Here is a 21884-nt window from a genome sequence, read left to right as displayed (position 1 = left end):
ACCAAGCGCGCACGACGCGCCGAGCGAGAACCAAGCCGGCGCACGCCAACGCTTTCGGGCAACCGGGCAGGTTCCGTCCCGGCTGGCGCTGAGGGAGTCAGACCTCGCTGGTCGCTGACCGGTGAGGCTTCCTGAGCCAGGAATCCCCCTGCCTTCAGCTGGGGGAGGGTTCAAGATGCGTCCTACCGGCCGTCACCCGGCGCTCCTACGGTGGCGGCCATGCGCCTGCGATCCGTACTCGCCACCCTCACCGCCTGCCTGGCGGCGGCAGCCTGTCTCACCGCCGCCGGGCCCGCGAACGCCCAGCAGAACGCCCAGCAGAGCAGGGCCTGTTCGCCCCGAGTCGCCCTCGACGGCTTCTCCGACGCCCTCGACAAGACCTCCTACGACGGAACCTTCGTCGGCAACTTCTCCGCGCTCGCCGTCGACAGGGACGGCTCCCTCGCGGCCCTCTCCGACCGCTCGTCCCTCTTCCGCCTGGACCCGCGCACCCTGAAGCCGGCCGGCGTCGTCCCCCTCGCCGACGAGACCGGCGCGCCCCTCGACTCCGAGGGCCTGGTGATCGACCGGGACGGCACCCGGCTGATCAGCTCCGAGACCGAGCCGTCCGTACGCCGCTACTCCCGCGACGGCAGGATCCTCGACCGGCTCCCGGTCCCCGGCCCCCTACGGGTCGCCCCGGCCGGGCGCGCCCCCTCCAACGGCACCTTCGAGGGCCTGACCCTCCTCCCCGGCGGCCGCACCCTGCTGGCCTCCATGGAGTACGCGCTCTCCGGCGACAGCGCCGGCACCGTCCGCTTCCAGACCTGGCGGCGGACCCGGGACGGCCGCTTCGCCCTCGCCGCCCAGTACGCCTACCGCGCGGACGCCGGCCTGGGCGTCCCGGAGGTCCAGGCCACCCCGGACGGCCGCCTCCTGGTCCTGGAGCGCGGCTTCACCGCGGGCGTCGGCAACACCGTCCGCCTCTACCTGGCCGACCCGCGCCACGCCACGGACACGTCCGCCGTCGAGAACCTCACGGGCCAGGACGGCGTACGCCTGATCGATAAGACCCTGCTGACGGACATCGTCACCTGCCCGTCACTGGGAGCGACGGCGAAGCAGCCGCAGCCCAACCCGCTCCTCGACAACATCGAGGGCATGACGATCACGGGGTACGGCAAGGGCGGGCTCCGGGTGCTCCTGGTGAGCGACGACAACCAGAACGCGACGCAGACGACCCGCGCCTACCGTCTCAGGGTCCGCATCGGCGGCCCACGCCGTCTCAGGGTCCGCGTCGGCGCCCACGAAGCAGCCCGCAACGTAACGGAGGGATGAAATCCGCTTACATCCGCGTTGGTGCCTTCTGGAAGATCAGGCCGACCGGAGGGCACCGAGTGAAATCGCGACGGGGATGGACCAGCCGACTGTGGGGCTACGCGTGGCGCCACCCGACGGACGTCACCCTCGCGCTCGTCTCCTCCCTCGCCGGCATGGCCGTCATGGCCCTCGTCCCCCTGGTCACCAAGGTGATCATCGACGACGTGATCGGCGACCGGACCCGCGCCATGGCCCCCTGGGCCGGCGCCCTGGTCGCCGCGGCCGTCCTCGTCTACGGCCTCACCTACGTGCGCCGCTACTACGGCGGACGGCTCGCCCTCGACGTCCAGCACGACCTGCGGACGGACATGTTCCGCACCATCGCCCGGCTCGACGGCCGCCGGCAGGACGAGCTGTCCACCGGGCAGGTCGTCGGCCGCGCCACCAGCGACCTCCAGCTCATCCAGAGCTTGCTCTTCATGCTCCCGATGACCATCGGGAACGTCCTGCTCTTCCTGATCTCCCTCGGGATCATGGCGTGGCTGTCCCCGGCGCTCACCCTCGTCGCGCTCGCCGTCGCCCCCGCCCTGTGGTGGATCGCCCGGCGCAGCAAGGCCAGGCTCCACCCCGCGACCTGGTACGCGCAGGCCCAGGCGGCGGCCGTCGCCGGCGTGGTCGACGGCGCCGTCAGCGGGGTCCGCGTGGTGAAGGGGTTCGGGCAGGAGGAGCAGGAGACGGGGAAGCTGCGGGAGGTCGGCCGCAGGCTCTTCGCGGGGCGGCTGCGCACGATCCGCCTGAACTCGCGGTACACCCCGGCCCTCCAGGCCGTCCCCGCGCTCGGCCAGGTCGCGATGCTCGCCCTCGGCGGCTGGCTCGCCGTGCGCGGGAACATCACCCTCGGCACCTTCGTCGCCTTCTCCACCTACCTCGCCCAGCTGGTCGGCCCGGTCCGCATGCTCGCCATGGTCCTCACCGTCGGCCAGCAGGCCCGCGCCGGCACCGAACGCGTCCTGGAGCTGATCGACACCGAGCCGTCGATCCGCGAGGGCGCCAAGGAGCTCCCCGCCGACGCGCCCGCCACCGTCGAGTTCGACGACGTCTCCTTCGCCTACGAGGACGGCCGCCCCGTCCTGGACGGGCTGACCTTCGAGATCCGCCCCGGCGAGACCCTCGCCGTGGTCGGCTCCTCCGGCTCCGGCAAGTCGACCGTCTCCCTGCTTCTGCCGCGGTTCTACGACGTCACCCGGGGCGCGGTCCTCGTCGGCGGCCACGACGTGCGCGAGCTCACCCTCGACTCGCTGCGCGCGGCGATCGGCCTGGTCCCCGAGGACTCGTTCCTCTTCTCCGACACCGTCCGCGCCAACATCGCCTACGGCCGCCCCGACGCCACCGACGAGGAGATCGAGACCGCCGCCCGCGCCGCCCAGGCGGACGGGTTCATCGCCGAGCTGCCCGACGGCTACGCCACGACGGTCGGCGAGCACGGTCTGACCCTCTCCGGCGGCCAGCGCCAGCGGATCGCGCTCGCCCGCGCGATCCTCACCGACCCGCGGCTGCTCGTCCTGGACGACGCGACCTCCGCCGTGGACGCCCGGGTCGAGCACGAGATCCACGAGGCGCTCAAGCACGTCATGGAGGGCCGCACCACCCTCCTGATCGCCCACCGCCGCTCCACCCTCAACCTCGCCGACCGCATCGCCGTCCTCGACGGCGGCAGGCTCGCCGACCTGGGCACCCACGAGGAGCTCCAGAAACGCTCCGCGCTCTACCGCCGCCTCCTCACCGACCCCGACGAGCTGGGCGGCGTCTCCCCGGGCCGCGCCCACCCCGCCGCGCCCCGCGAGGACACCTCCGTGCGGGACGAGCTGGACGCCGAGTTCGACGCCGAGCGCGGGGTCACCCCCAGGCTGTGGACCGGCGACCGCGTGCCCAAGGACGCCGCGCTCGCCGGCACCCCGGCCACGCCCGAGCTGCTCGCCCGGGTGGAGGCGCTTCCGCCCGCGACCGACGTCCCGGACGTCGACGAGTCCCGCGCGGTCACCCCCGAGGAGTCCTACGGGCTGCGCCGGCTGCTGCGCGGCTTCGGTCTCCCGCTGCTGGCCAGCCTGGGCCTGGTCGCCGTGGACGCCGGCATGGGACTGCTGCTGCCGGTGACGATCCGGCACGGCATCGACGACGGGGTCGGCCGGGCGGCGCTCGGCGCGGTCTGGGCGGCCTCGCTGCTGGCCCTGCTCGCCGTCCTCGCCCAGTGGGCCGCGCAGACCGGCGAGATCCGGATGACCGGCCGCACCGGCGAACGCGTCCTGTACTCGCTGCGCCTGAAGATCTTCGCCCAGCTCCAGCGGCTCGGACTCGACTACTACGAGCGGGAGTTGACCGGCCGGATCATGACGCGGATGACCACCGACGTGGACGCGCTGTCGACGTTCCTCCAGACCGGTCTGGTCACCGCGTTCGTCTCGGTCGTCACCTTCTTCGGCATCCTGGTCGCCCTGCTGGTGCTGGACGTGCAGCTCGCCCTCGTCGTGTTCGCGACCCTGCCGCCGCTGGTCCTCGCCACGTACTTCTTCCGCCGGGCCAGTGTGAAGGCGTACGAACTCGCCCGCGAGCGGGTGGCGTCGGTCAACGCCGACCTCCAGGAGTCGGTGGCCGGGCTGCGGATCGTGCAGGCGTTCCGGCGCGAGCGGGAGGGCTCGGAGCGGTTCGCGGAGCGCAGCGACGGCTACCGCCGGGCGCGCATCCGCGGCCAGTGGATGATCTCGGTGTACTTCCCGTTCGTGCAGTTCCTGTCGTCGACGGCCGCCGCGGCCGTCCTGGTGGTGGGCGCGGGCCGGATCGACGACGCCACGCTCACCACGGGCGCCCTGGTCGCCTACCTCCTCTACATCGACCTGTTCTTCGCCCCCGTCCAGCAGCTCTCCCAGGTCTTCGACGGCTACCAGCAGGCCACCGTCTCGCTGGGCCGCATCCAGGAGCTGCTGCGCGAGCCGGCGTCCACGCGCTCCGCCGACGAGCCGCTGGAGGTGCTGTCGCTGCGCGGCGAGATCGCATTCGAGGACGTGCACTTCCGCTACGGTCCCGACGACGCGCCCGAAGAGGCCCTGACCGGCATCGAGTTGAGGATCCCCGCCGGGCAGACCGTGGCCTTCGTCGGCGAGACCGGCGCGGGCAAGTCGACCCTCGTCAAGCTGGTGGCCCGGTTCTACGACCCGACCTCCGGCCGGGTGCTGGTCGACGGCACGGACCTGCGCTCCCTCGACCTCACCTCCTACCGCCACCGGCTCGGCGTGGTCCCGCAGGAGGCGTACCTCTTCCCCGGCACGGTCCGCGACGCCATCGCCTACGGCCGCCCGGACGCCGGCGACGCCGAGGTGGAGGCGGCGGCGCGGGCGGTCGGCGCGCACGAGATGATCGCCACGCTGGACGGCGGCTATCTGCACGAGGTCGCCGAGCGGGGCCGCAACCTGTCCGCCGGGCAACGGCAGTTGATCGCGCTGGCCCGCGCCGAGCTGGTCGACCCCGACGTCCTGCTCCTCGACGAGGCGACGGCCGCCCTGGACCTGGCCACGGAGGCCCAGGTCAACCAGGCCACCGACCGCATAGCGGGCCGCCGTACGACGCTCGTGGTGGCGCACCGGCTGACCACGGCGGCGCGCGCCGACCGGGTGGTGGTGATGGACCACGGCCGGGTCGCCGAGGACGGCACCCACGAGGAACTGCTCGCGCGCGACGGACGGTACGCGCGGCTGTGGCGGACGTTCGTGGGGGAGCCGGTCGGCACGTCCGGCTGACGTCGAAGCGGGGGGCCGGGCAACCGTTCGCCCCCCGCTGTGCGTCCGTACACCAGTACGGCGATGACGGCGGAGCGGGGAGGCGCGGACCGTGGACTCTGGTGCGACACATGGGCGGTTGACGGCCGCACCGACCGCGCTGGCCGTGCTCGTCGCGTCCTTCCTGCTCGGGCTGCTCGCGCCGGGCAGCGCCGAGGCCGCCTCCGCGCCCTGCGCCGGCCGGAAGGTGCGGACGGTGACGTTCTCCACCGGTTCGGTGCACGTCTACAAGAACCACGGCATGGTCTGCGCCTTCACCGTCCAGAAGCGCCCCGGCGCGAGCAAGCGGATGTCCGTCAGCGTGCAGGCGCGCGGCCACCGGGCCCGGCAGCTGGCCGGCAACCGCAGCGCCCGGATCGGGCCGATCGACGTGTACGCCGGCCACCGCTGGGTGCTGGTCAGGGGATCCGTGGGGCGCGGCTCGGGCAGCTCGGGCTGGTTCCGCTGCTGACGGTCGCGGCGGTCGTGGTGGGCGAGGCGTGGGCGAGGCGCGCGCGGCGGACCTGGGCCGCTGCCCAACCCCCTCTGGTGTGAAGGGTGTTGCTCCGATAGCTTCCGGCACATCCGACTCACAGGGAAGGGTGCACGCGCATGCGCAAGGCGCTCAGATGGCTGCTGGCTCTCACCGTGCTCATAGGCACGCTGAGCACGGCCCAGGCGGCGACCGCCGCACAGCCGGAAGCCACCGACATCAAGGACCGGCTGCTCTCGATACCGGGCGTCAGCCTGATTCAGGAGAAGCCGTACCCCGGCTACCGATACTTCGTCCTGAACTTCACCCAGCCCGTCGACCACCGGCACCCCTCCAAGGGCACGTTCCAGCAGCGGATCACCGTGCTGCACAAGGACGTCAGCCGGCCCACGGTCTTCCACACCGGCGGCTACAGCGTCTCCACCAACCCCGGCCGCCGCGAGCCCACGCAGATCGTGGACGGCAACCAGGTCTCCATGGAGTACCGCTTCTTCACCCCGTCCCGCCCCGAGCCCGCCGACTGGTCCAAGCTGGACATCTGGCAGGCCGCGAGCGACCAGCACCGCATCTTCAGGGCCCTGAAGAAGATCTACGACAAGAAGTGGATCTCCACGGGCGGCTCCAAGGGCGGCATGACGGCCACCTACTACGAGCGTTTCTACCCGCGTGACATGGACGGCGTCGTCGCCTACGTCGCCCCCAACGACGTGGTGAACAAGGAGGATTCGGCCTACGACCGCTTCTTCGCGAAGGTCGGCACCAAGGAGTGCCGCGACCGGCTGAACGCCGTCCAGCGCGAGGCGCTGGTGCGCCGTGAGCCGCTGGAGAAGAAGTACGAGGCGTACGCGGCGGCGGAGGGCTTCACCTTCGACACCATCGGCGGCCTGGACCGCGCCTACGAGGCCGTCGTCCTCGACTACGTCTGGGGCTTCTGGCAGTACAGCCTGCTGTCGGACTGCGACACGATCCCGGCGGACGCGAAGACCGCGACGGACGACGAGATCTGGACCTCGATCGACACGATCTCCGGGTTCTCCTTCTACACCGACCAGGGTCTGTCCCCGTACACCCCGTACTACTACCAGGCGGGCACCCAGCTCGGCGCGCCCACCATCCACTTCCCGCACATCGAGAAGAAGTACATCCGCTACGGCTACCAGCCGCCGCGCAACTTCGTCCCGCGGGACATCCGGATGCGCTTCCAGCCGTTCGCGATGCCGGACGTCGACGCGTGGGTCAAGCACAACGCCCGCCACATGCTGTTCGTCTACGGCGAGAACGACCCGTGGGGCGCGGAGCCGTTCCGCCTCGGCCGGGGCGCGAAGGACTCCTACGTCTTCACCGCGCCCGGCATGAACCACGGCGCGAACGTGGCCGGCCTGGTCGCCGACGAGAAGGCCCTCGCCACGGCCCGCATCCTGAACTGGGCGGGCGTAGCCCCACCCAAGGTCCAGGCGGACGCCACCCAGGCGAAGCCCCTGGCGAAGTTCGACGCGAAGCTGGACGTCCGCGATGTGGAGCGGGAGCCGACGCTGCGGCCGTGACGTTTGTCGATCGACGAGTGAATGAGTGAAGCAGTGAGCTGAGGGCGGGCCGGAGACGGCCCGCCCTCGTTCAGTCTCGCGGGCATACGGGGTCTTCATCTTCTGCGGGGAGGTAGGCGTTGCGTTCCTCGGGGGTGAGGTCACGGCCGACTGTGCGGCAGATCCGCCGGATCGCTCGGTCGGGTTGCGGAGGGACGACATTCCACAGCCGGACCGTCCCTTCGTAGCCGGTGGTCGCGAGGGTGCGGCTGTCAGGACTGAACGCCAGCGAGTAGATGGCATCGGCGGCACCGGTGAGTGTGGCGCGGGCTTTGCCGGAGACGGCGTCCCAGAGGCGGACGGTTCCGTCGTTGCCGGTGGTGGCGAGGGTGCGGCCGTCGGGGCTGAAGTCCACTGCCTGCACTGCTGCGGAGTGCTTGGTCATCGAGGTACGCGTCTTGCCGGTGGCGGCGTCCCAGAGACGGACGGTTCCGTCGCTGCTGCCGGTGGCGAGGGTGCGGCCGTCGGGGCTGAAGCTCACCGTCAGCACCGAGCCGTCGTGGCCGATGAGTGAGTCGAGGGTTCGGCGGGAGGCCACGTCCCAGATGCGTACGGTGGAGTCTTCACTCGCCGTGGCGAGGGTACGGCCGTCGAAACTGAAGGCCAGCGCGTACACGGCCTCGTTGTGTCCGGTCAGTGAGCCGACATCCTTGCCGGTTTTCGTGTTCCAGAGGTGGACGGATCCGTCGTCGCCGCCGGTGGCGAGGGTGTGGCCGACGGGGCTGAACTCCACCGACCACACCGCGTTGCGGTGTCCTTCCAGCGGGGTGAGCGGCTTGCCGGTCGCGGCGTCCCAGAGGCGGACGGTTCCGTCGGCGCCGCCGGTGACCAGAGTGCGGCCGTCGCGGCTGAAGGCCACCCTGTTCACTTCGCCGGTATGCCCCTTGAGAGGGGTGAGGGGTTTGCCGGTGGCCCGGTCCCACAGGAGAGCGGTTCTGTCGGCGCTGGCAGTGGCGAGAGTACGGTTGTTGGGGCTGAAGTCCACCGACAACACGGCGTTCTTGTGTCCGGAGAGTGTGGTGCGGTCGTCGTCGGTGAACGCGTTCCACAGGCGTACCGACTTGTCACGGCTTGCAGTGGCGAGGGTACGGCTGTCCCGACTGAAGGCCAGCGCGAGAACCGCGTTGGCGTGCCCGGTGTAGGTGGTTCGGGGCGCACCGGAGGCCGCGTCCCACAACCGTACGAAGCGGTCGCTGCCGGTGGCGAAGGTCTTGCCGTCGGGGCTGAAGGTCAGCAGGGGTGCATAGTCGTACAGTGTGGTGCGGATCTTGCCGGTGACAGCGTCCCTGAGGTGAGTGTCGTAGCTGTCGCCGGTGGCGAGGGTGCGGCTGTCGGGGCTGAAGGCCACCGAGGTCACCGGCAGCGTGTGCCCCTCGAGCTTGGTGACGGGTTTGCCGGTGGCGGGGTCCCACAGTCGGACGGTCTTGTCGGCCCCACCGGTCGCGAGCGCGCGGCTGTCGGGGCTGAAGGCCACCGACGTCACCACATCAGTGTGTCCGTTGAGGGTGGCGCGGGTCTTGCGGGTGGCCAGGTCCCACAGTCGGACGGTCGCGTCGGCACCGGCGGTGGCGAGGGTCCGGCCGTCGGGACTGAAGGCCACCGACCTCACCTGCCCCGTGTGCCCCTTGAGCGCGGTGAGGTGTCTGCCGGTGGCGGGGTCCCACAGTCGGACGGTCTTGTCGGTGCTGGCGGTGGCGAGGGTCCGGCCGTCCGGGGTGAAGGCCACCGCGTTCACCGCGTCGGTGTGTTCGCCGAGAGTGGCGCGGGTCTTACGGGTGGCCAGGTTCCACAGGTGGACCCTTGTGTCGACGCCACCGGAGGCGAGGGTGCGGCCATCGGGGCTGAACGCCACCGCGCGCACCCCGCTGGTGTGCTTGGACAGGCGGTGATGCGCCGGCAGGGCCGCGACACTTTGCAGACTGTCGAACGCCTCGGGCGTGTGACTGCTGCGGTACGCCTTGACCGCCAGGAGCGAGGCGAGTTCCGGATTCGTGTACACGAGTTCGTCGACCTGCGCGGCAAGCTGTCGGGACAGCGCCTCCCGCTGTTCGGAGATCACCATCCTCCACTGCCAGAACGCGCCCGTGAAGGCCAAGACGGCGAGGGCCAGCATGCCGCCGAGGAATCTGTTGATCCGTTTGCTTCGGCGCTTGGAGGCCCGTTGGCGCTCCCTGCTCGCCTCCACATACCCGGTGATGTCCCCCGGCAGCCGCCGTCGCCGCGACCACTCCAGGCCCTCCGCGAGCGCGGTTCCCCCGAGCAGGTCACCCGGGTCCTTCTTCAGGGCCCAGCGGCGGCGCCGCTCCTTCGTGCGCACCAGCCATTCCTGGAAGCGACGATCCTGGTCGACCCACTCCCGCAGCGCCCCCCAGTCCCGGATCAGCGCCTCATGGATCAGCTCGGCCACCGGCTCCCCGGGTGGAGCCCCCGGGCGTTGCGGGGCGTGGAGTGTCTGCGTGGTGATGATGCGGCGGCGGGCGAGCGCGGCGATGACGGCGTCGACGGCCGCCTTCTCGTCGTCGGGCGCGTCGCTCGGGTCGGCCGCCAGGTCGCGCAGTTCGTCGAGGGGGACCTGGGTGCGCACGGCCGTGACGTTGTGGCTGGGGTCGGCGGGGTGCACCAGGGAGGTCAGCGTCCGCCGGGCGATGAGCCGTTCCTCGGCGGACAGCTCCGCCAGGGCGCTGTCGCACCACGTCGTGACGCTTCCGCTGACCCCTCCGATGCGCCGGTACGCCTCATGGGTGAGATAGCCGTCCTGCCGCCGGAGCCACAGCTGGCTGAGCGTCATCTCCAGCAGGGGCAGCACGGTGACCGGCGCCTCGCGGGTGAGCGCGGCCTCGGGGGTGATGTTCAGGACGTCATCGATGATCCACTCGGGCAGCCCCGGCTGGAAGTGGAGCCCCACGTCCTCGGCCGGCAGCACGATGATGTCGCGCAGATCCTGCTGGCTCAGCGTGCCCGGCACGTTCAGCAGCCCCGGCATGGCCGCCTCCAGCAACCTGGGCGCTGTGGCGGCCAGTTGGTGGTAGAAGTCGTCCCGCATGATCAGGATCACGGTGATCTTCGTGTACGCGTCCGCGGCCGTGGTGACCTCGTCGATGACGGCCAGGAGGTCCCGCAGCCGTCCGTTGGTCGTCTGGACCAGAAGCTCCTCGAACTGGTCGATGACCAGCAGGACGCGCTGACAACCGGGATCGGCCGCGAGCCTCTGGTTGACCGCCGCCACGATGCCGTCGCCGCTCGCCCCCGGCAGCCCCGCCCGCTCGAGCTCCGCGAGCATGTCCTGCCTCGGCCGGGTGAGCACGGGCAGCCACCGGTCGCTGCCCGGCAGATCCCCGGCCGCCAGCGCCCGCAGCACCCCCGCCTGGATCAACGACGACTTGCCCGACCCCGACGGCCCGAGCAGCAGGTTCAGCCGCCGCTGCTGGGCCAGGTTCGCCAGCACCTGCCGTACGGCCTCCTTGCGGCCCTGGAACCACCGGGCGTGCTCCGCCGTGAAGGGCTCCAGTCCCCGGTAGGGGCACACCTCCCGCTCGGCCAGCTCCGGCAGGATCTCCCGCAGCACCTGCGTCGGGGTGACGTACGCGATGCCCTGTCCCCGGTTGTAGGCGTCGGGCGCGGTGATCTCGGTCAGCATGCCGAGGACCAGGCCCGTCCTCTCGTCGAGGACGGGGCCGCCGCTGAAGCCGGTGGTGAGGTCGTTGGCGGCGGTCAGCTGGAGATGCGCGCCGCGGCCGTCCGCGCCCGGCAGCAGGTCGCCGACCACGCCGAAGCCTAAGTGTCCTTCGGGCCAGGCCTGGGCCGGGAAGCCGTACGAGCGCACCTCGTGGCCCCGGCACCCCGCCGCGGAGCCCAGCGGCAGGGCCCGCAGGCCGGGCACGGTACCGCTCAGCCGGATGAAGGCGACGTCCTCGTGCTCGGCGCGGCGCCACAGCTCCTCGGGCACCCGCCCCTCCACCCGGTCCGCCCCCGCCACATGGGGGAAGGACAGCAGAATCCGTCGTCCGGGCCCGCTTCCGGCCGTGTCGACGACGTGCGCGCAGGTGACGACCACACCCTCGGCCACCATGAACCCCGTCCCGGCCACCGTCCCGTCCGGTCCGAGGACGCGGGCCACGGCGGTGAGCAGGTCCGGTCCGATGCCGTCGCCCGGCGTCTTCTGCGCGCTGGTCACGGGTGATCGGCCCCCGCATTCTCGTGATCGCTCGTCCACGACACGGTCACCCGCAGATGGCAACCGGCCTGACTGCTGGTGATCACGGCTCCGGCCTTGAAGGCGAGGTCCACCCCGAACTCGACCGTGATCTCGTCGGGGCGGGCCTTGCGCAGCTGGTCGAGTGCGGCCTGCGCCACCGCCGTGACCGGCTGTAGAGCCTCTTGCAGGGTCACCGGGATGTCACGGATGGCGTCACCGACACGTCCGGCCTTCACCGGACCGTCCCCCGCGGCCGCCGATTGCTCGACCAGCACGCTGCCCCCGCCCTCCAGCGGGATTCGAGTCAGAGGTGCCACGACGCCTCCTCGGCGGCTCGCGCAGGATCTCCCGGGACTCCGTCAGCTTCCCGGTCTCCGGCATATGCCGCATTCCGGAGTGAGCTGTCGGCGTGAGGCCGGCGCGGTTCTCGGCGGTCACAGCGGCCGTGCGCATCCCACCGGGGCGTCGCCGTCGAGGCGGACGTACAGGGTGGTCGACGCGGGGCACGCGGAGCGGGTGTCCACGGCCTTCATCACCCTGAACTGCGGTCTGCTCGTCCCCGTTCCGTCGCACGCCGTCTCCCGGACCCGGCCGCCGCCCGTGGCGCGGACGCAGTCGCCGACGATCGTGCGGCGGCTGGAGGGCGCGCATGCACGCGTAGCCGCGCGGGATGCGGCCGGCGCCCTCGGCTGCCGTCTGCTCGCCGATGTGCAGGACGAAGTCGGTGGTCCCGGGGCACGGCGGGCCCGCGTCGGCCGGTCCGTCGTGCCGGGCGACGACCCGGCCCCCGGCCCGCTCGCCGGAGCACGGGACTTCGGTGACACGGGTCGTCCCGAAGGAGCCGCACTCGCCGACACCGAGGAAGACGGCGGGGGTGGGCGGGTCGGCGGGGGCCGGGGTGGAGGGGGCCGCCGCGGTCGCGGTGCGGTCGGTGTGCTGACCGTCGGCGTGCGTGCCCTCGGCGTGCGTGCCGTCGGTGTGCGCGCCGTCGCCGGACGGGCCTGGCAGGCCGCCAGCAGGAGGGCGGCCAGGGCCGGCAGCAGTCCGGTGGACAGCAGCCGCCCGGTGGACAGTGGCTGTCCGGTGGCCGGTGGCCGGTGGACAGGTTGCCGGTTCGATCGGCCGTTGTTCGTGCATCGCCGCTCCCGCTTGCCCGCGACCAGCGTGCGCCCGGCCAGGCGGGCGCACGCTGGTCGCGGCGGGGGCTTTGCGGCAGGTGAGGGAGGCCGTCTCGGCGGGCGGCGTAGGGGTCAGTACGTCAAGCCGTGGCCGATCGGATACAGCATCTGCGCCGGGTCGTCCGCGCGCGGTACCGGCACGGGGAGCTTGCCGAGCGGCGGCACGACTCCCGCGATCACCCGTGCCGCGGCGCGCAGTTCGACGTCGGTCCAGGAGTACGACGCCAAGTATGCCCGTACGGAGGGCAGTTGGGCCACGTCGTGCGGGTTGCGGATCGCGAGGGCGATCGTCGGGCGGCCGGTGGCGAGCAGGCGTTCCACCAGCGTCCGCTGCGGGCTGTCCGCGGTGACGTCGTACGTCGCCGCCACCACCGCGTCGGCCTCGCCCGCCTCCGCCACGGCCCGGTCGATCGTCGCGGCGGACGGGGCCGTGCCCGTGGACAGGGCGGTCGCCGTGAAGCCCAGCTCGACGAGGGCGGCGGCGAGGACCGTGACGGGCGGGCCGGTGGTGCCGGTCGGGGAGGCGGGGTCGGCGCCCACCACCAGCAGCCTGCCGTGCGTGCGCGGGGACAGCGGCAGCAGTGGGCCCTCGTTCACCAGCAGGGTCGTCGTCCGTTCGGCGATCCGGTCCGCCGCCGCGAGGTGCGCCCGCGTGCCGACCGTCCGCCGTACGCCGGCCCGGCTGACGTACGGCTCCGAGAAGAGGCCCAGCCTTCTCTTCAGCCGCAGGATCCGCAGGACCGACTCGTCGAGCCGCGCCTCGGTGAGCTCTCCCGCCCGGACGGCCGTCAGGACGGCGTTCCAGGCGAGGTCCAGCTTCGGCGGGTTGAGGAGCTGGTCGACGCCCGCCCCGAGCGCGAGCACGGGGACGCGGTCGTCGCCGTACTCGGTGCGGACGCCCGCCATGTCGAGGGCGTCGGTCACCACGACCCCGTCGTAGCCCAGGTGTTCGCGCAGCAGACCGGTGACGACGGGCCGGGAGAGGGTGGCCGGGTCGCCCGAGTCGTCCAGGGCGGGCATCAGCAGGTGCGCCGTCATGATCGAGTCGACGCCGGCCGCGATCGCCGCCCGGAACGGCACGGCGTCCAGCTCCTCCCACACCTCGCGGCTGTGCGTGATGACCGGGAAGCCGTGGTGGCTGTCGACGGCGGTGTCCCCGTGCCCCGGGAAGTGCTTCGCGGTCGCCGCGACCCCCGCCGAGCGGTAGCCCCTGATCTCGGCGTCGACCATCGCCGCCACCGCCTCGGGGCCGGCGCCGAAGGAGCGCACCCCGATCACCGGGTTGGCCGGGTCGACGTTCACGTCGGCGACGGGGGCGTAGTCCTGCCGGATACCCATCGCGCGCAGCTCCCGGCCCGCGATCCGTCCGAGGGTGCGGGCGTCCGCGCGGGAGCCGCCGGCCCCCATCGCCATCGCGCCCGGAAGGAGCGTGGCCGGCGCGCCGACGCGGGCGACGATCCCGTGCTCCTGGTCGGTGGAGATCAGCACCGGCAGCCCGCGCGGCCGTCGCAGCGAAGCCCGCTGGATCCCGTTGGAGAGCTCCGCGATCTGGTACGGGTCACGGGTGTTGTGCGCCCAGCCGAAGTAGACGACCCCGCCGACGTGGTAGCGCTCGACCAGCTCGGCGGCGGTGCGCACGCCCAGCTCGGCGAGGTTGGCGTCGGCGTCCGCCGGGTCGGGGTCGGTCGCCGAGTGCCCGTACACCCGGGTGACGAAGAGCTGGCCGACCTTCTCCTCGACGGTCATGCGCGAGATCAGCGCGCGCAGCCGGCGGTCGTCGGCGTGGGCCGTGCCGCTGAGGGAGAGGGCCGCGGTGAGGCCGGCGGTGGCGGCGAGGACGGTACGTCTGGAGGGCATGCGCGCTCCTTGCGGGGCCGGCGGGGGTTCCGGTGGCGCACGGTACCTCCGGCGGGGCCGCCATCGGCGCATTGGAGGGGGGCGCGCCGATGGCGGCGTGCTGCCGGCCGCGGTACGGCGGAGAGGGTGGGTCAGCGATCGCAGCCAGCAGCGAGGGCCGACACCGCACCGAGGTGACTCTCCGACAGCTCGCCGTTTGGACGATCGGCACGCGGGCGGGGTTCCCGGTCGGGGACGGATTCCCGGAAGTCGGGACGGGAGTGAGGAGATGTGACGGGTGGGGCGACGTTCGCCCCCTCTGCCCGGTGGCCGCTCTGCCGGGTGGCCCCTCTGGTCGGTGGCCTCTCTGGCCGGTGGCCTCTCTGCCGGGTGGCCCCCCTGCCCGGTGGCCTCTCGCCGGGTGGCCCCCTGCCCGGTGGCCTCTCGCCGGGTGGCCCCCTGCCCGGTGGCCTCTCTGCCGGGTGGCCCCCTGCCCGGTGGCCTCTCTGCCGGGTGGCCCCCTGCCCGGTGGCCTCTCTGCCGAGTGGCTACCTCTGCCGGGTGGCCCCCTGGCGGTCAGTGGACGGCTGCTGCCTTCGGCCAGTGCTCGGTCAGTGTCCGTACCGTTTCCGCGATCGCCGGGCGGCGTGCCGCGCCCGTGCGCCACAGCGCGTACAGCCGGCGTACCGGCATCGGGTCGAGCGGCACCTCCACCACCCCCGCGGGCAGCGGCCCGCGCCCCAGCCGCGGGATGAGGGCGACGCCGAGGCCCGCGGCGACCAGGGCGACCAGGGTAGGGTTCTCCTCGGCCTGGTGGACGAGCTCCGGCTCGTGCCCCGCCGCGCGCAGGGTGCGGACCAGCCAGTCGTGGCAGACCCGGCCCGGCGGCTGGCAGATCCACCGCTCGCCGCCCAGCTCCTCCCGCCGGACGGCGCTCCGCCCGGCGAAGGGGTGCCCCTCCGGGACCAGCAGGTCGCACAGGTCGTCCCCGATCACCGCGTGCTCCACCCCCGCCGGGGCGGGCAGCGGCGCGATGTCCCAGTCGTGGGCGACGACGAGGTCGACGGCGCCCTTCGCGACCAGGTCCACGGACAGGTCCGGGTCGACCTCGGTGAGACGGGCGTCCAGCGCCGGGTGCCTGCGCGCGAGGTCGGCCAGCACGGCGGGCATCAGACCGCGCGCCGCCGAGGCGAACGCGGCCACGGTCAGCCGCCCGGCCGGAACGCCCCTGCGCTCCTCGAGCCCCGTCTCCGCCCGCTCGATGATCGTCAGCAACTCCTGTGCGGTCGAGGCGAGTTGGAGGGCCTCGTCGGTGAGCCGGACGCCGCGGCCCTCGCGTTCCAGCAGGACGGTCCGGGTCTCCCGCTCCAGCTTGGCGATCTGCTGGGACACGGCCGACGGGGTGTAGCCGAGGGCGGCGGCCGCGCCGCCGACGGTGCCGTGGACGGCGACGGCGTGCAGGGCGCGCAGGCGCTGGAGATCGAGCACGGCGGGCTCCTCACTCTCGTAAGCGATGCTTCATCCAATCATGCAGCAATCATCGCTGGTGCTTCACGGTCGTGCGGCGCGATCCTCTACGCATGCGCCTCCCTCCCTCCCATCTCGCCCTCGCCGTGCTGGTCGCCGCCCTCTGGGGCGTGAACTTCACGGTCATCGAGATCGGCCTCGACCACTTCCCGCCGCTGCTCTTCTCCGCCCTGCGCTTCCTGGTGGCCGCCCTGCCCGCGGTGTTCCTGGTGGGCCGTCCCAAGGTGGCGTGGAAGTGGATCGTCGCGGTGGGCCTGGCGCTCGGGGTCGCCAAGTTCGGGCTGGTGTTCGTCGGGATGGACGCGGGGATGCCGGCCGGACTGACCTCCCTGGTCCTCCAGATACAGGCGGTGTTCACGGCGGTGATCGCCGCGGTCTTCCTGGGTGAACGACCCACCCCGCTGCGGCTGTGCGGCATGGGAGTGGCCCTCGCGGGCATCGCCGTGGCCGCGGTGGACGAGGGGTCGTCGGGCCCGCTCGGCGCCTTCGCGATGGTCGTCGCGGCGGCGGCGTGCTGGGGCGCGTCGAACGTCCTCACCCGCCGGGCGTCCCCGCCGGACGCCCTGAACTTCATGGTGTGGGTCAGCACGGTCCCCGTGCTGCCGCTGCTCGCGCTGTCCCTCCTGACGGAAGGCCCGTCGCGGGACTGGGAGGCGCTGCGCACGCTGGACTGGCAGGGCGCGGGCACGATCGCCTTCGTCGCCTGGGTCACGACGGTCTTCGGCTTCGGCGCGTGGGGCTGGCTCCTGCACCGCCACCCGGCGTCCACGGTCGCCCCGTTCTCCCTCCTCGTCCCCGCCTTCGGCATGACGTCGGCGGCGGTGTTCCTCGACGAACCGGTCAGCGGCCTGCGCTGGTGCGCGGCGGCCCTGCTGGTGGGCGGAGTCGCCCTGACCTCACTGGCACCGGCGGGTCGACGGGGCCGAGAGGTACGGGTGACTTCGGGACCGCCGCCGGAGGAGGCGCCGGCTGACGAGGTCCACGTCCCGGACGAGGTGACAGCGGCGGGCCGGGGGAGGTGAGGGGCGGGGTCTGCGCGGCACGGGCAGTCCCGGGTGACGGGTGCCGCACCGCGCCGCACGGGTTGCACCGCGCCGCACGGGTTGCACCGCGTGACACGGGCAGCCCCGTGCGCAACGTGCGCCGCCGCGCGCAGCGCATGCCGCCGTGAGCGATACCCTCCGCCGGCGCGAGCGACGCATGCCGCCCCCCGTGCCACACCGCCCCCCGCCGGAGGCGACACGTGCCGTCACCCCAACTGCGCCGCCGCCTCCCCCAGTTCCTCTCGTACCGCTGTCAGTACCGGATCCCCCTCCGACCCCTTCCGTACGGCGACGAAGACGTTCCGGGACGGCGGGGTGCCCTCGGCCGGGCGGAGGGTCAGGTTGCGGTGGGTGTACAGGGAGCGGGCCAGGCGAGGGACGAGGGCGACGCCCTGGCCGGCCTCGACCAGGCCGGCCAGCGCGGCCCAGTCGTCGACGGCGTGCCGGATCTCCGGGGTGAAGCCGGCCGCCGCGCAGACCGAACGCGTCACCGCCCCGCAGCAGCTCAGCGTGTTGCCGACGACCCACGTCTCCCCGGCCAGTTCGCGCAGCGGCACTTCGGCCCGGCCGGCGAGGGGATGGTCGGGCGGGAGGGCGATGTCCAGGACGTCGGTGAGCAGGTCCGAGCGGCTGTAGCGGCGGTCGGTGGACGGCGGCGCGGCCGCGAAGTCGACGGCCACCGCCACGTCGACCTGCCCGCCGTCCAACGCCGTGAACAGATCCGGCGGTTCGGCCTCCACGACGTCCACCCGCAGCTCCGGCAGCCGCGCGCGCAACCCCCGCAGCGCGGCCGGCAGCAGCCCCAGGATGCCGCTGGAGAAGCAGCCGAGCGTCACCGTCCCCCGGCCGCCCTCCGCGTACGCCGCCAGGTCGACGCGGGCCCGTTCCAACTGGGCGGCGATGACGTCGGCGTGCGCGAGCAGGACCTTCGCCTGCCCGGTGAGGCGTACGCCTCTGCCGTCGCGTTCCGTCAGGGGGACACCCAAGTCGCGCGCGAGTGAAGCGAGTTGCTGGGAGACCGCCGACGGCGTGAGATGCAGCGCCTCGGCGGTCCTCGCCAGACTGCCCCGGCGTCTCAGCTCGCGCAGGACGGTGAGACGGCGCAGATCGATGGTGAAGGCAGGGCTTAACGGTTCCACGCGCAAAGATTAACTGGACCTTGGCGGACGGTCCCGGAAATCATGGGACGCATGACCGCACGCTCCGTCCTCATCCTCCACGGCTGGCAGAACCACCGCCCCGAGGGTCACTGGCAGCACTGGCTCGCCGACCGGCTGACCGAGCAGGGCCACGCCGTCATCTACCCTCAACTACCCGCCCCTGACACCCCGTTGCTGGAAGAGTGGCTGGACGCGCTCGCCGCGCACCTCGGCGCGCTCGACGCCCGGCGTGAGCGGATCGTCGTCGCCCACAGCCTGTCCGTCCTGCTGTGGCTGCACGCCACGGCCCGCGGCCTGCCGGGGCTCGACGCCGTCGACCGCGTCCTGCTGGTCGCGCCCCCGTCCGCCTCCGTGCTCGCCCGCCACCCGGAGGTCGCCGGCTTCACGCCTCCCGACCTCCGCGCGCTCACCCTGCCCCGGTCCACCCGGCTGGTCGCCGGCGACGACGACCCGTACTGCCCGGAAGGCGTCCAGTGCGCGTACGGCGACCCGTTGGGCCGCACCGCCGAACTGCTCCCCGGCGCGGCCCACTTGGATCTGGACGCCGGGTACGGCTCCTGGCCGTCCGTGCTGGAGTGGTGCGTCGACGAGGGCACAGTCCTCGCGCCCCGGCCGGAGGACGCGCCTCAGGGCCTCGCGGGTCCGGCGGGAGCAGCGGCAGCCGGGAGCCCTCCGGGCCCCTGATCGCCGCCGCCCGGCGCGACCGCGCCGACACTCAAGCCGACTCGTTCAACAGCCGCCCGAGATGCTCCCGCCCGGCACCCAACAGCCCCTCCAGCGGCTCGGCGTTCTCGTACCACCGCTTCTCGTACTCCCAGCACAGCCAGCCGTCCCAGCCGTGCCGGGAGAGGACCTCCACGCACTCCGCGAGCGGCAGCACGCCCGCGCCCAGTGCCAGCGGGGTGGTGTCCTCGGTCGAGGCGATGTCCTTGACCTGTACGTATCCGAGATACGGCGAGAGCGCCGCGTACGACTCCAACGGCTGCTCGCCGCCCCGCCAGGTGTGCATCACGTCCCACAGCGCGCCGACCTGGCGGTGTCCGACCAGGCCGAGGACGCGCATCGCGGCGGCGCCGGTGGGGTGAGAGTCGTGGGTCTCCAGCAGGATCCGGACGCCGAGGTCGGTGGCGAACTCCGCGGCGACCCCGAGCCGCCGGGCGGCGACGGCGTCCGCCTCGGCGGGGGACTGCCCGTCGGCGCCGCCGGGGAAGACGCGGACGTAGGGCGCGCCCAGGTCGCGCGCCAGTTCGGCGAGCGTGCGCACCTCCTCGATCACGGCGTCGTCGTCACCCGGCGCGGCCACGCGCGCGTACCCCGCTACACCGAGGATCTCGACCCCGGACGCCTTGAACGCGGCGGCCACCTCGGCCCGCCGCTCCGCGTCGAGGCCGGGATGCACCGGCTCCTCGGGATGAGCGCGCAACTCGACGCCGTGATAGCCGTGCGCGGACGCGAGCCGCAGCACCTCGTCGATCGACAGTCCGGGAACACCGAGGGTGGAGAAGGCGAGCCTCATACCGATCGACACTACTCGCCACCCCCCCGAGGACCATCCCCGGGCCGGTTGCAAAGAAATCCTTGCAGAGAACTCTTTGCAAAGATACCTTTGTACTCATGGACGACACGCACGGCACGCACGGCACGGACGCCGCGGACGCAGTCGACGACCCGCAGTCACAGGACTTGCCGCTGCACCGTCTCGACGCCCGCTCGCTGCGCGGTCTCGCGCACCCGCTGCGCATGCGGCTGCTCAACACCCTGCGGCGCGGCGGCCCGGCGACCGCCTCCCAACTGGCCGTGAAACTGGGCGAGTCCAGCGGTGCCACCAGCTATCACCTGCGTCAGCTCGCCGCGCACGGCTTCGTCGAGGACGCGCCGGAGCACGGCAAGGGGCGGGAGCGGTGGTGGAAGTCGGCGCACCAGGGCGTGCGTTTCGACGAGTCGCTGCTGGAGGACCGCGACCCCGAGGTGCGCGGCGCCGCGGACCTGTTCCTGCACGAGGTCGCGAACCAGCACACCCGGGAGCTGTCGACCTGGCTCGGCACCCGTCACGACTGGTCCGAGGAGTGGAACCGCTCCACCGACATGAGCGACTGGACGCTGAGCCTCACGCCCGAGCTGGCTCTCGAACTCGTCCGCAAGATGCACGAACTCGTGGGCAGCTACCGGGCGTTGGCCGTCGACGAGGGCGCTCCGGACGCCGAGCAGGTGCGCGTTCACACGCACGTCATTCCCATCCGCACGGACTGAGAGGCCGCTCGATGCATCCCGAGACCCACCTCGCCCCGCACCGCGCCCACGCCGCCGGACTCCGCGTCGCGGACCTGCGCGCCGAGGCCGACGCCCACCGCCTCGCCACGACGGCCCGACGCCCCCGGGCGGTGCCCACCCGGAGCGTACGCACCCGACTCGGCTGGACCCTGGTGGAACTCGGCCTGAAACTGGCCGCCACCCCCAGGACGCCAACCCCGACCCCCTGCACCTGACGCCCCACAACCGGCGCCTACGCCGGCCTCGGGACACCCCCGGATTCCGTCACCCCCGGGACGCCCGGGTTTCTCCGGAAACCTCGGATCCCCGTCGACCCCGGCCGCCCCGGGTCACCCCCGCCTGCGTCGGCCCCCTGGGGTGCCCCCGGTCAGCGGCCTTGGGTCCCCACCCCGGACCGCCCCGACTACCCCCGAGCCACCCCCAACTACCCCCGAGGCCCCCCAGAAGACCCCCGCACCATCAACTCCCCCCGTACCGTCGCGATTCCGCCCGGTGGGGGCTCCTCGCGGCCCATGGCGATGCGGCCCGCTCGGGCGCCCGCCTCTGCCAGCGGCAGCCGTACCGTCGTCAGGGAGGGCACCGCGTCGATGCTGAACGGCAGGTCGTCGAAGCCGGCGACGGAGACGTCCTCCGGGATGCGCAGTCCCGACTCCCGCAGCGCGGCGCACGCGCCCAGGGCGACGGAGTCGTTCGCGGCGACCACGGCCGTCAGGGACGGGTCGCGGCGCAGCAGCTCCAGCGTGGCCTCGTAGCCGGACTGCCGGTCGTAGCGTCCGTACACCGTCCAGCGGGGGTCCTCCGCTATGCCGGCCGCCTCCAGTGCCGCCCGGTGGCCTTCGAGCCGGTGCCGGGTCGTGGTGCGCTCCTCGGGGCCGGCGATGTAGCCGAGCCGCCGGTGGCCGAGGCCGATCAGGTGCTCGGTGAGCTTGCGCCCGCCGCCCCGGTTGTCGAAGGTCAGCGCGATCGCGCCGGTGTCGGCGGAGGGCGGGCGTCCGCACAGCACGACCCGCGTGCCCGCCTCCGCCAGCTTCCGCAGCTTCGCCGACACCGCCGACGCGTGCGGCTCGTGTTCCACGGCCCCGCCGGTCAGCACCACGGCCGCCGCCCGCTGCCGCTGCAACAGGGTCAGATAGGTCAACTCCCGCTCGGGCGAGCCCCCGGTGTTGCACACCACCGCAAGCCGTTCGCCGCCGGCTCTGCCGCCGGGCCCCCCGATCTCGGACTGGATCGCGCTCGCCATGATCCCGAAGAAGGGGTCGGCGATGTCGTTGACCAGGATGCCCACCAGGTCGGAGGTCGCGGCCGCCAGCGCGCTCGCGGGCCCGTTCAGCACGTAGTCCAGCTCGTCCACGGCCCGCAACACCCGTTCCCGGGTGGACGCGGCCACGGGGTAGTTCCCGTTCAGCACGCGCGACACCGTCGCGGGGGAGACCTGCGCGCGGGCCGCCACGTCCGCCAGGGTCACCGTCATTTCGTCGTCCTCCGGTCGC

15 protein-coding genes and 1 pseudogene are annotated in these 21884 nt (G+C 72.9%); 8 read left to right on the top strand and 8 right to left on the bottom strand.

The window, feature by feature from the left end; genetic code table 11:
• The first annotated feature begins 219 nt into the window (after window positions 1–219).
• The 4 genes from ACFYX4_RS05175 to ACFYX4_RS05160 all read left to right on the top strand — a co-directional run bounded on the left by ACFYX4_RS05175 (window position 220) and on the right by ACFYX4_RS05160 (window position 7145).
• Window positions 220–1317 (top strand): esterase-like activity of phytase family protein, encoded by a 1098-nt coding sequence (locus ACFYX4_RS05175; RefSeq protein WP_389325994.1) that lies wholly within the window; start codon window positions 220–222, stop codon window positions 1315–1317.
• Window positions 1318–1376: 59 nt separating this feature from the next.
• Window positions 1377–5090, top strand: a complete 3714-nt coding sequence (locus ACFYX4_RS05170) for an ABC transporter ATP-binding protein (RefSeq protein WP_389325990.1) — start codon at window positions 1377–1379, stop codon at window positions 5088–5090.
• A 118-nt stretch (window positions 5091–5208) separates the two neighbouring features.
• Window positions 5209–5580 (top strand): hypothetical protein, encoded by a 372-nt coding sequence (locus ACFYX4_RS05165; protein WP_389325987.1) that lies wholly within the window; start codon window positions 5209–5211, stop codon window positions 5578–5580.
• A 140-nt stretch (window positions 5581–5720) separates the two neighbouring features.
• Complete coding sequence (locus ACFYX4_RS05160; protein ID WP_389325984.1) at window positions 5721–7145, top strand: S28 family serine protease; 1425 nt, start codon at window positions 5721–5723, stop codon at window positions 7143–7145.
• 70 nt (window positions 7146–7215) lie between these two features.
• Here the strand turns inward: ACFYX4_RS05160 and ACFYX4_RS05155 are convergent, their stop codons facing one another.
• From ACFYX4_RS05155 to ACFYX4_RS05135, 5 genes and pseudogenes are all read right to left on the bottom strand, one after another.
• On the bottom strand, window positions 7216–11358 hold the full coding sequence (locus ACFYX4_RS05155; RefSeq protein WP_389325981.1) for a trypsin-like peptidase domain-containing protein: 4143 nt from the start codon (window positions 11356–11358) through the stop codon (window positions 7216–7218).
• The gene (locus tag ACFYX4_RS05150) at window positions 11355–11696 is read right to left on the bottom strand and encodes a CU044_2847 family protein (RefSeq protein WP_389325978.1); all 342 of its coding nucleotides are present in this window, start codon (window positions 11694–11696) and stop codon (window positions 11355–11357) included. Before ACFYX4_RS05150 ends, ACFYX4_RS05155 begins: the two co-directional genes overlap by 4 nt.
• A 117-nt stretch (window positions 11697–11813) precedes the next feature.
• A pseudogene (locus tag ACFYX4_RS05145) lies at window positions 11814–12410 on the bottom strand (hypothetical protein).
• 219 nt (window positions 12411–12629) lie between these two features.
• Window positions 12630–14414, bottom strand: coding sequence for a glycoside hydrolase family 3 protein (locus tag ACFYX4_RS05140; RefSeq protein WP_389325975.1), 1785 nt, complete (start codon window positions 14412–14414; stop codon window positions 12630–12632).
• Window positions 14415–14969: 555 nt separating this feature from the next.
• Window positions 14970–15881, bottom strand: a complete 912-nt coding sequence (locus tag ACFYX4_RS05135; protein WP_389325972.1) for a LysR family transcriptional regulator — start codon at window positions 15879–15881, stop codon at window positions 14970–14972.
• A gap of 92 nt (window positions 15882–15973) precedes the next feature.
• Here ACFYX4_RS05135 and ACFYX4_RS05130 point away from each other — a divergent pair, with 92 nt between their 5' ends.
• Window positions 15974–16942 (top strand): EamA family transporter, encoded by a 969-nt coding sequence (locus ACFYX4_RS05130; protein ID WP_389325969.1) that lies wholly within the window; start codon window positions 15974–15976, stop codon window positions 16940–16942.
• 227 nt (window positions 16943–17169) lie between these two features.
• On the opposite strand, the gene ACFYX4_RS05125 is transcribed toward ACFYX4_RS05130, so the two are convergent.
• A complete protein-coding gene (locus ACFYX4_RS05125; protein WP_389325966.1) occupies window positions 17170–18102 on the bottom strand; it encodes a LysR family transcriptional regulator in 933 nt (310 codons plus the stop codon).
• Window positions 18103–18153: 51 nt separating this feature from the next.
• On the opposite strand from ACFYX4_RS05125, the gene ACFYX4_RS05120 reads away from it, so the two are divergent.
• Entirely contained in the window at window positions 18154–18807 is a 654-nt protein-coding gene (locus ACFYX4_RS05120) for an RBBP9/YdeN family alpha/beta hydrolase (RefSeq protein ID WP_389325963.1), read from the top strand.
• Window positions 18808–18838: 31 nt separating this feature from the next.
• Here the strand turns inward: ACFYX4_RS05120 and ACFYX4_RS05115 are convergent, their stop codons facing one another.
• Window positions 18839–19639, bottom strand: a complete 801-nt coding sequence (locus ACFYX4_RS05115; protein WP_389325960.1) for a sugar phosphate isomerase/epimerase family protein — start codon at window positions 19637–19639, stop codon at window positions 18839–18841.
• 98 nt (window positions 19640–19737) lie between these two features.
• On the opposite strand from ACFYX4_RS05115, the gene ACFYX4_RS05110 reads away from it, so the two are divergent.
• Together ACFYX4_RS05110 and ACFYX4_RS05105 are read left to right on the top strand one after the other, a co-directional pair.
• Window positions 19738–20373, top strand: a complete 636-nt coding sequence (locus ACFYX4_RS05110; RefSeq protein WP_389325956.1) for an ArsR/SmtB family transcription factor — start codon at window positions 19738–19740, stop codon at window positions 20371–20373.
• An 11-nt stretch (window positions 20374–20384) separates the two neighbouring features.
• On the top strand, window positions 20385–20609 hold the full coding sequence (locus tag ACFYX4_RS05105; RefSeq protein WP_389325954.1) for a hypothetical protein: 225 nt from the start codon (window positions 20385–20387) through the stop codon (window positions 20607–20609).
• Between the two features lie 209 nt (window positions 20610–20818).
• Here ACFYX4_RS05105 and ACFYX4_RS05100 read toward each other — a convergent pair whose 3' ends face one another.
• Window positions 20819–21865 (bottom strand): LacI family DNA-binding transcriptional regulator, encoded by a 1047-nt coding sequence (locus ACFYX4_RS05100; protein ID WP_389325951.1) that lies wholly within the window; start codon window positions 21863–21865, stop codon window positions 20819–20821.
• Window positions 21866–21884: the final 19 nt, after the last annotated feature.

The organism is Streptomyces sp. NPDC002328 (assembly GCF_042890065.1).
Classification (GTDB): domain Bacteria; phylum Actinomycetota; class Actinomycetes; order Streptomycetales; family Streptomycetaceae; genus Streptomyces.
Note: the sequence above shows the minus strand (reverse complement) of the source record. Positions and strands in the feature narration are given on the sequence as shown.

What these genes read in the sequence shown, in the direction of transcription:
- ACFYX4_RS05105 (WP_389325954.1), top strand. Translation starts at nt 20,385, where the DNA reads ATGCATCCCGAGACCCACCTCGCCCCGCACCGCGCCCACGCCGCCGGA.
- ACFYX4_RS05140 (WP_389325975.1), bottom strand. Translation starts at nt 14,414, where the DNA reads ATGCCCTCCAGACGTACCGTCCTCGCCGCCACCGCCGGCCTCACCGCG.
- ACFYX4_RS05175 (WP_389325994.1), top strand. Translation starts at nt 220, where the DNA reads ATGCGCCTGCGATCCGTACTCGCCACCCTCACCGCCTGCCTGGCGGCG.
- ACFYX4_RS05130 (WP_389325969.1), top strand. Translation starts at nt 15,974, where the DNA reads ATGCGCCTCCCTCCCTCCCATCTCGCCCTCGCCGTGCTGGTCGCCGCC.
- ACFYX4_RS05160 (WP_389325984.1), top strand. Translation starts at nt 5,721, where the DNA reads ATGCGCAAGGCGCTCAGATGGCTGCTGGCTCTCACCGTGCTCATAGGC.
- ACFYX4_RS05120 (WP_389325963.1), top strand. Translation starts at nt 18,154, where the DNA reads ATGACCGCACGCTCCGTCCTCATCCTCCACGGCTGGCAGAACCACCGC.
- ACFYX4_RS05115 (WP_389325960.1), bottom strand. Translation starts at nt 19,639, where the DNA reads ATGAGGCTCGCCTTCTCCACCCTCGGTGTTCCCGGACTGTCGATCGAC.
- ACFYX4_RS05100 (WP_389325951.1), bottom strand. Translation starts at nt 21,865, where the DNA reads ATGACGGTGACCCTGGCGGACGTGGCGGCCCGCGCGCAGGTCTCCCCC.
- ACFYX4_RS05110 (WP_389325956.1), top strand. Translation starts at nt 19,738, where the DNA reads ATGGACGACACGCACGGCACGCACGGCACGGACGCCGCGGACGCAGTC.